The sequence below is a fragment of the Brevundimonas sp. UBA7534 genome (genome assembly GCF_002479325.1).
Taxonomy (GTDB): domain Bacteria; phylum Pseudomonadota; class Alphaproteobacteria; order Caulobacterales; family Caulobacteraceae; genus Brevundimonas.
Map to the genome: position 1 here is coordinate 1 of NZ_DLMO01000141.1, position 7,498 is coordinate 7,498.

General features: G+C 67.7%; 6 protein-coding genes and 1 pseudogene. 5 read left to right on the top strand and 2 right to left on the bottom strand.

The genetic code is table 11. The annotated features are described in order from the left end of the window. Both B2U11_RS11495 and B2U11_RS11500 read right to left on the bottom strand, forming a co-directional pair. Positions 1-998 (bottom strand): site-specific DNA-methyltransferase (locus tag B2U11_RS11495; RefSeq protein ID WP_292071865.1); only part of this gene is annotated, 998 nt, incomplete at its 3' end. Between the two features lie 96 nt (positions 999-1,094). Further along, on the bottom strand, positions 1,095-3,182 hold the full coding sequence (locus tag B2U11_RS11500; RefSeq protein WP_292071866.1) for a catalase: 2,088 nt from the start codon (positions 3,180-3,182) through the stop codon (positions 1,095-1,097). A gap of 173 nt (positions 3,183-3,355) precedes the next feature. Here B2U11_RS11500 and murC point away from each other — a divergent pair, with 173 nt between their 5' ends. The 5 genes and pseudogenes from murC to B2U11_RS11525 all read left to right on the top strand — a co-directional run. Beyond that, entirely contained in the window at positions 3,356-4,768 is a 1,413-nt protein-coding gene (gene murC, locus B2U11_RS11505; RefSeq protein WP_292071867.1) for a UDP-N-acetylmuramate--L-alanine ligase, read from the top strand. Continuing rightward, a complete protein-coding gene (locus tag B2U11_RS11510; protein ID WP_292071868.1) occupies positions 4,765-5,211 on the top strand; it encodes a GFA family protein in 447 nt (148 codons plus the stop codon). The genes murC and B2U11_RS11510 overlap by 4 nt, the downstream gene beginning before the upstream one ends. Further along, on the top strand, positions 5,208-6,119 hold the full coding sequence (murB, locus tag B2U11_RS11515; RefSeq protein ID WP_201215952.1) for a UDP-N-acetylmuramate dehydrogenase: 912 nt from the start codon (positions 5,208-5,210) through the stop codon (positions 6,117-6,119). The genes B2U11_RS11510 and murB overlap by 4 nt, the downstream gene beginning before the upstream one ends. 112 nt (positions 6,120-6,231) lie before the next feature. Further along, on the top strand, positions 6,232-7,173 hold the full coding sequence (locus tag B2U11_RS11520) for a D-alanine--D-alanine ligase (protein ID WP_292071869.1): 942 nt from the start codon (positions 6,232-6,234) through the stop codon (positions 7,171-7,173). Further along, positions 7,161-7,498, top strand: a pseudogene (locus B2U11_RS11525) (cell division protein FtsQ); the annotation flags it as partial. The gene B2U11_RS11520 and the pseudogene B2U11_RS11525, both read left to right, overlap by 13 nt.

A 7,498-nucleotide genomic window follows, 5' to 3' on the forward strand; every position in this document is an offset into this window, starting at 1 on the left:
GGGGCGTTCTCCAGCAGGGCGCCCAGCTTGTGGATCGAACCGGTCAGCGACCCGTGGACCAGCGATCCGTCGGCGCGAACCCGCGCCTCCCTCTCGCCCTTGGGGCAATAGAGGCGGTCGCCCGGATGCAGCAGGCCGGCTTCGACCAGGGCGCCGAACGGCACCTTGGGCTCGGCGCGCTTGGAGCCCATCACGGCCAGGTCCTCGGGATTGGCCTGAACGACGGACTCGATACGGGTCTGCGCCACCTGGGCGTAGGTCTCGTCGCGTTCGATGCCGACATAGTGACGGCCCAGCCGCTTGGCCGCCGCGCCCGTCGTGCCGGTGCCGAAGAAGGGGTCCAGCACCACGTCGCCCGGTCGCGTGGCGGCCAGCAGCACACGATGCAGCAGGGCCTCGGGCTTCTGCGTCGGATGCGCCTTCTTGCCGTCGGCGTCCTTGATCCGCTCCTCGCCCGTGCACAGGGCGAAGGTCCAGTCCGAACGCATCTGGGTGTCTTCGTTGAAGGCCTTCAGGGCGTCGTAGTTGAAGGTGTAGCGCTTCTGGTCGCGCGACTTGGCGGCCCAGATCAGCGTCTCATGGGCGTTGGTGAAGCGCGTGCCCTTGAAGTTCGGCATCGGGTTCGACTTGCGCCAGATGATGTCGTTCAGCACCCAGAAGCCCAGGTCCTGGATCGCCGAGCCCAGGCGGAAGACGTTGTGATAGGAGCCGATCACCCAGATCGAACCCTCGGGCTTCAGCACGCGGCGGCATTCCGCCATCCAGGCGCGGGTGAAGGCGTCGTATTCGGCGAAGCTTGAGAACTTGTCCCAGTCGTCGTCGACGGCGTCGACCTTGGAATTGTCCGGCCGCAGCAGGTCGCCGCCCAGCTGCAGATTGTAGGGCGGGTCGGCGAAGACCATGTCGACCGAGGCGTCCGGCAGGCTTTTCAGCACCGCGATGCAATCGCCACGATGGATGACGTCCTTGTCGAGGACAGGTGTCTGCAGGTCGGACATGGAAATGCGGCCCCGTACAATGAGAGCCGCGATGGTGAATCCTTGTGGTTAAGGTGGCGTAACCGGCGCGACGGATCGCGCCGGTTCCACTTTCGATCAGGCCAGCATGCGCACCTTGGGCTCGCGGTCCCACTGGCGCGTGCGCGCCGCGGGCAGGAAGGCGTCGGCGTCGGCGGACAGATCGATCACGCCCGCGTCCGCCTCGACGCCCGCCTTGTCCAGCAGGGGCTGGGCGTCGGGCGTGCAGCCGACGGCCTTGAGGTGGCCGAAGGCGTCCTTGGCGAAATCGACCGCCGCGCCTTCCTTCATCAACTCGGCGCAACCGTCGTCGGACAGGACGATGGCGACGGCGTCGAACAGCACCGACGGGCTGCCGGCCAGCTGGCCGTCGGCGGCCAGGGGCTTGCCGTCCTTCAGCTTGGCCCCGCCGATTTTGGGCGCGACGATGAAGACCGACCCGCCGTCGCCTTCGACCGCCGTGCGGACCGCATCGACGATCGCGCCGTCCGAACCGTCGGCGACCAGGATGGCGACCTTTCGACCCTTTAGCGTGTCGGGATATTTGCCGACGATGCGCAGCGCCGGCGACGGCTCCAGATCGGTCGGCTCCACGGCGGCCTCTGACGCCTTGGGCAGGGGCAGGTTCAGGCCGTCGGCTACCCGCCGCGCCAGGGTCTCGTCCACATTCTGCAGATTGGCCAGGATGCGCTCGCGCACGTGGGGCAGCGACACCTTGGAAAGTTCAAACACGATGGCGCTGGCCAGGTGGGCCTGTTCGATCTCGGTCTGAGAGCGGAAGAACAGCCGCGCCTGGCTGTAGTGATCGGCGAAGGTCTCGGCGCGCAGCCGGACCTTCTCGCCCTCCTGCGGGATGGGCGCGGTGCGGAAGCCGCCCTTGGGATCTTCGCGCGGGCCGCCGGCCTCGCCGGCCTCGGCCAGGCTGTTCGGCTCGTAGTTGGCGCGACCCTTGAACACCTGGGTCTGCATCTGGCCGTCCCGCTGGAAGTTCTGGAACGGGCAGCCCTTGGCCTGGTTGATCGGAATCTGGTGGAAGTTCACCGTCCCCAGTCGCGACAACTGGGTGTCCTGGTAGGAGAACAGCCGCCCCTGCAGCAGCGGATCCTCGGAAAAGTCGATCCCCGGCACGATGTTGGTGGGCAGGAAGGCGGCCTGCTCCGTCTCCGCGAAGAAGTTGTCCGGGTTGCGGTTCAGGGTCATGCGCCCGATCACGCGGATCGGATGGTCCTCCTCGGGGATCAGTTTGGTGGCGTCCAGGATGTCGAAGGGCAGGGCGTCGGCCTCTTCCTGGCTGAACAGCTGGACGCCGAACTCCCATTCCGGGAAGTCGCCCTGGTCGATGGCCTCATAGAGATCGCGCCGGTGATAGTCGGGGTCGGCGCCGGCGATCTTGACCGCCTCGTCCCAACAGGTCGACTGGGTTCCCAGCTTGGGCCGCCAGTGAAACTTGACGAAGGTGGCGACCCCCTCGGCGTTGATCAGGCGGAAGGTGTTGACGCCGAACCCTTCCATCATCCGCAGCGAACGCGGGATGGCCCGGTCGGACATGGCCCACATGATCATGTGGGTGCTCTCGGGCGTCAGGCCGATGAAATCCCAGAAGGTGTCATGCGCCGAGGCGGCCTGGGGATAGCCCCGGTCCGCCTCCATCTTCACCGAATGGATCAGGTCCGGGAACTTGATGGCGTCCTGAATGAAGAAGACCGGGATGTTGTTGCCCACCAGGTCCCAGTTGCCCTCGCGGGTGTAGAACTTGACGGCGAAGCCGCGCACGTCGCGGGGCGTATCCACCGACCCCGCGCCGCCCGCCACTGTCGAGAAGCGGGTGAAGACCTCGGTCTTCTCGCCCACCTCGGTCAGGATCCGGGCGGTGGTGTAGTCCGACAGGCTGTCGGTCAGTTCGAACACGCCGTGGGCCGCCGATCCGCGCGCGTGGACGATGCGCTCGGGGATGCGCTCGTGGTCGAAATGCTGGATCTTCTCGCGAAGGATGAAGTCCTCCAGCAGGGTGGAACCGCGCGGGCCCGCCTTCAGCGAATTCTGATTGTCGCCGATCGGCGCGCCGTGGTTGGTCGTCAGGCGGGCGTCGGGCGCCGAGGCGGTCTGATGCGTCTCGCCGCCGTCGCCGACATGGGACGCGGGGACGCGGTCGGGGGTCTTGGCCATCGGGGCAACCTTTTGGGAAAGCGGCGTCCACACCATGCGACGCGCGTCGTGCTGCTAACGTCGCGAGATGGCGATGGTTCTGTGCGAAGCCGCGCACAGGAGCGGTCATAAAAAGTTCGCTCCCGAGCCGGCGCGCCCTTCGCAGCGGGCGAGGCGGCGTCTATGAGGCGACGATGATCGCGCGCCTTCGACCCGTCCCTTTCGACCTCGGTCCCGTCCACTTCGTCGGCATCGGCGGCATCGGCATGAGCGGCATAGCCGAGATCATGCTGAAGATCGGCTATTCGGTACAAGGCTCTGACGCCAAGGCCAGCGCCAATACCGAGCGCCTGGAAAAGCTGGGCGCCAAGATCTTCATCGGCCACGACGCGGCCCATATCGGCGAAGGCGTCTCGGCGGTGGTCTATTCCACGGCGGTGAAGGCCGACAATCCGGAAATGAAGGCCGCGCGGGCGCGCCGCATCCCCCTGGTCCGTCGCGCCGAGATGTTGGCCGAGCTGATGCGGCTGCAATTCTCCATCGCGGTCGGGGGCACCCACGGCAAGACCACCACGACCTCGATGGTGGCGGCCCTTCTCGACGCGGCCGGCCTGAATCCCACGGTGGTCAACGGCGGCATCATCAACGCCTACGGCACCAACGCCAAGGTCGGCGACGGCGACTGGATCGTGGTCGAAGCCGACGAGTCGGACGGCAGCTTCCTGCGCCTGAAATCGACCGTGGCCGTCGTCACCAACATCGACCCGGAACACCTGGACCACTACGGCGACTTCGACGCCGTGCGCCGGGCCTTCTGCGATTTCGTGGAGAACATCCCCTTCTACGGCTTCGCCGCCGTGTGTCTGGATCATCCCGAGGTTCAGCGGCTGGTCGCCAGCATCGATAACCGGCGACTGATCACCTACGGCCTGAACCCCCAGGCGATGGTTCGGGCCGAGGGCTGCCAGATGGGACCGGACGGCGCCCGCTTCGATGTGGTGATCAGAAACGGCGAGGAGCACCGGATCGAGAAGCTGCACCTGCCGATGGCTGGGTGGCACAATGTCTCCAACGCCCTGGCCGCCATCGCCGTGGCGCGCGAACTGGACGTGTCGGACGAGGCGATCCGAACGGGCCTGGCCGGGTTCGGCGGGGTCAAGCGCCGCTTCACCACCACCGGCGTCGTGGGCGGGGTGCGCATCGTCGACGATTACGGCCACCACCCGGTCGAGATCGCCGCCGTGCTGAAGGCCGCGCGTCAGGTCGCCGAGGGGCGCGTCATCGCCGTGGTCCAGCCGCACCGCTACACCCGGCTGCGCGACCTGATGGACGACTTCTCCACCGCCTTCTCCGACGCCGACAGCGTCATCGTGGCCGACGTCTATCCGGCCGGCGAACCGCCGATCGAGGGGGTGGACAAGCACGCCCTGGTCGAAGGCGTGCGCCGCTTCGGCCATCGCAGCGTCCAGGCGCTGGAGAACGCCGCCGTCCTGCCGCGCCTGATCAAGGACGAAGCCCAGGAGGGCGACGTCGTCGTTCTGCTGGGCGCCGGCGACATCACCAGCTGGGCCTACGGCCTGCCGGCGCAGCTGGAAGCGCTGGCGTGACGCTCCTGACCGGCGGCTGCCAGTGCGGCGCGATCCGCTACGCCCTGTCGGCCGATCCGTACACCGAGTTCTGCCATTGCAATATGTGCAAGCGCGCGACCGGCGGCGTGTTCGCCGCGCTGTCCGGCGTACGCAAGGACCAGTTGACGTGGACCCGTGGAGAGCCGAGCTATTTCCGCAGCTCCAATCTTTCCCGGCGGGGCTTCTGTTCGGCCTGCGGCACGCCGTTGAGCTTCGATTACGATTCCAAGGACACCATTGAGGTGACGACGGGCAGCCTGGACGAGCCCGAGCGCGCCCCGGTGCAGTCGCACTTCGGCGTCGAGAGCCGGCTGTCCTGGCTGAAGCTGTGCGACGGACTGCCGGAAAAGGTCACGGGCGTCAGCCCCGATTCCCCGGTCAACCGACCGGACTTCAAGCCACAGCAGGATCCCGATCGATGAGCTGGCGTGACGCCCTTCCCGAGGTTCGCGGCAAGCTGCTGCGCGACGAGCCGTTGGGGCCCTACACCTGGTTCCGCGTCGGCGGCGCCGCCGAGGCGTTCTTCATTCCGGCCGACGCCGACGATCTGGCTGAATTCCTGAAGGCGCTGGACCGCGCCGTTCCGGTGACGGTTCTGGGCGTCGGCTCCAACGTCATCGTCCGCGACGGCGGGGTCGAGGGCGTGGTGATTCGCCTGGCCGGACGCCCCTGGGCGCAGGTCGCGACGGACGGGGATACGATCACGGCCGGCGCCGGCACGCTGGATTCCATGGTCGCCAAGGCGTCGGCCAAGGCGGGGATCGCCGGGCTGGAATTCTACGCCGGCATTCCAGGGACGATCGGCGGCGCCTTGACCATGAATGCCGGCTGCTATGGGTCGGAGACCAAGGACGTCCTGGTCTCGGCCTGGGGATTGAACCGCGCCGGCGAGCGGGTGGACTACGCCCTGGGCGATTTCGGCTACACCTATCGCCATTCCGACGCGCCGGCCGACATCATCTGGGTCGAGGCGACCTATCGGGGAACGCCGGATGCGCCGGACGCCGTCGCAGCCCGGATCGCCGAGATCACCAGCCGTCGCGAGACGACCCAGCCGATCCGCGAAAAAACCGGCGGCTCCACCTTCAAGAACCCGCCCGGCCATTCGTCGTGGAAGCTGGTGGACGAGGCGGGCTGGCGCGGAAAGCTGCACGCGGTGACCGGGGGCGGCGCCAAATTCAGCGAGCTGCATTCCAACTTCATGATCAACCCCGGGGAGGCCACCGCCGCCGACATCGAGGGGCTGGGCGAGGCCGTGCGCGCCGATGTTCTGGAAAAGACCGGCGTTCAGCTGGATTGGGAGATCAGGCGGATCGGCCGGACCGCCTGATCGCCCTCGCCGCAAGCGGGGACAAAGGGGTAGGATAGGGCGTCCGGCCGGCTTTGGTTGACGCGCTGTTAACGACCTTCGGGCCATCGCTGCGGACAGTCCGGAGCCGAAGATGAACCGCCCCCTTTCCGACCTTCACGTCGCCGTCCTGATGGGCGGAATATCGGCGGAGCGGCAGGTTTCGCTGTCCTCGGGCGAGGAATGCGCCAAGGCCCTGGAGCGGCAGGGCGCGCGGGTCAGCCGCGTCGATGCGGGCCGCGACCTGGCCAATGTCCTGTCGGGCCTCATCAAGCCCGACGTGGCGCTGAATTGCCTGCACGGCGCCTGGGGCGAGGACGGCTGCGTCCAGGGGGTGCTGGAAACCCTGCGGATTCCCTACACCCACTCCGGGGTGCTGGCCTCGGCCCTGGCGATGGACAAGGACAAGTCCAAGGCCGTGCTGAAGGCCGCGGGATTGAAGGTGCCCGGCGGCGGCCTGTTCGACCGACACGAGGTGGCGACCCGCCACGTCATCGACCCGCCCTATGTCGTCAAGCCGAACGCGGAGGGCTCGTCCGTCGGCGTCTATCTGGTGCGCGAGGGCGCCAACGACTTCGCCGGCGAGGTCGCCGCCCCGGACTGGGCCTATGGCGAGAAGGTGATGGTCGAACCCTTCATTCCCGGCAAGGAGCTGGCTGTCACAGTGTTGGGCGAGGCGTCGGGTCCCCGCGCCCTGACGGTCACCGACATAACCCCGGTCAAGGGCTTCTACGACTACGAGGCCAAATACGCCAAGGGCGGCTCGGTCCATGTCCTGCCCGCGGTTTTGCCGCCGCACGTCTTCGAGGCGGCGCTGCGCGAGGCCGAGCTGGCGCACACGGCGATGGGTTGCCGAGGCGTGTCCAGAAGCGACTTCCGTTATGACGATGTTAACGACGTTCTCGTTCTGTTGGAGGTGAACACCCAGCCCGGCATGACCCCGACCTCGCTCGTCCCCGAGCAGGCGGCCTTCGTCGGTATGGATTATCGCGAACTGGTACGTTGGATGGTGGAGGACGCCTCATGCCCGCGGTAGTGCGCGGCGGTCGGACACAGTCTTCGGGCAAGGGCGGCGCGCGCGGCGCTCCGTCCGGCCGCGCGGCCGAGATCGGCCGTCTGGACATGTCGCCGCGCGTCGTGGCGGCGACCCTGGTGGTCGGCGTCGGCATACTGGCGGCCGTGCTGGCCACGGGCGCGCGGGCCGAGCGCATCTCGACCGCCGTCAGCGAACGCTTTGACGCCGTGACGACCGGCATGGGTCTGAAGGTGCGCCAGGTCCACGTCACCGGCGCCTCGCCCGAGGCCGCCGCCGCCGTGCGCGCCGCTGTCGGCGTCCACGCGGATCAGCCTATCGTCAGCCT